The sequence below is a fragment of the Pedobacter agri PB92 genome (genome assembly GCF_000258495.1).
Classification (GTDB): domain Bacteria; phylum Bacteroidota; class Bacteroidia; order Sphingobacteriales; family Sphingobacteriaceae; genus Pedobacter; species Pedobacter agri.
Window position 1 is genome coordinate 1 of the sequence record NZ_AJLG01000326.1, and the last position, 1386, is coordinate 1386.

The window sequence follows — 1386 nt, forward strand, 5'->3', positions numbered from 1 at the left end:
GGCTTTTCCCCTCTCACATCCCCCAGACCCATACTTTCATTCACAACCCCTCTCCTCCGGAGCGGGTTGCAAAAGTAGAAAAAATTCCACAATACACAAATAGTGTAATGCCTTTTATTCCTCAGCCCTGGATAAAACGCTGTTTCTCAAAGAGAAAAAAATATTGAAAGAGTAAAACCTTTTGAAGTCTTTAATGGTTTTACAAGGTTGCCTGGGCTGAATCTGAATGTTGAGAGTTCTTCAGATGAACAGATTGTCTCCATTATTGCTTGAACCATATCTCTATATAGTACAATAGGTTGAGGTAATTGGCTTGTTTATGCCAGGCGATTGGTCGTTTGTTCGGTGCAACGGCTGCGCCATCTAAACCCGACCGAAGTGGAAAACCCGCAGCGAGGGACGAGCGAGGATTTGGAACAAAGGGCGGGACGATACTTATATAACTGCAGTTGCAGTGCTTTCCAAAAACAGTAACTTATTAAACAATAATTTAATAAATTAGATCTATGTTAGCGCTAAAACGTTGGGGATATGATTTAATTGGGTTGTTGTTTCCGAACCCATGCAACGCTTGTGGCACTCCTTTATATTACAGCGAATATTTGATTTGTACCAAATGCTTGTATGATTTGCCTTTTACTGATTACCATATTCATGCGGAAAATAGAGTTGCAAAGCAATTGTGGGGCAGACTTGAGTTAAATGCAGCAATGGCTATGTTATATTTCAGGAAGGGAGCCAAGGTCCAGAATCTGATTCATAGCTTAAAATACAATGCTAAAACTGAAATTGGTATCTTTTTAGGAAGCAAACTTGGAGAAAGACTAAATATAAGTTCATTATATGAAAATATTGACTTAATTATCCCGGTACCATTGCATCATAAAAAATTAAGAAAGCGGGGCTATAACCAAAGCAGCTTCATTGCCATGGGAATTTCAAGTGTAATGGAAATCCCTTTTAGTGAAAATGATTTAATAAGATCGACCGAAACAGAAAGCCAAACTAAAAAAAGCAGATACAACAGGTATGAAAATATGCAGGATGTATTTAAAGTGGCTGATCCAAAGTTGTTGAGCGGCAAGCATATATTACTTGTTGATGATGTAATTACAACTGGCGCAACATTGGAAGCTTGTGCGAACGAGCTGATTAAAAATGGTGTAGCAAAGGTAAGCATTGCTGCGCTGGCTTACGCTGAATAGGTTAGCTATGAAATTATGTATTGCTTTAAATCGAAAATTATTTAAGTTTGATTTATGCGTGGCCTTATTTTTCTTGCGTTGATTTTTACTTGTATCGTTTTCGGATGCAGGAAAGAAGATCGTATCAGCACTGACCCTGACGCTAGACTTGATTTTTCTACAGATAGTGTTCTATTTGATA

General features: G+C 38.1%; 1 protein-coding gene. It reads left to right on the forward strand.

Translation table 11 applies throughout. The features are described 5' to 3' along the window. Window positions 1-506 precede the first annotated feature (506 nt). Complete coding sequence (locus ON09_RS23665; RefSeq protein WP_010603549.1) at window positions 507-1205, forward strand: ComF family protein; 699 nt, start codon at window positions 507-509, stop codon at window positions 1203-1205. Window positions 1206-1386 lie beyond the last annotated feature (181 nt).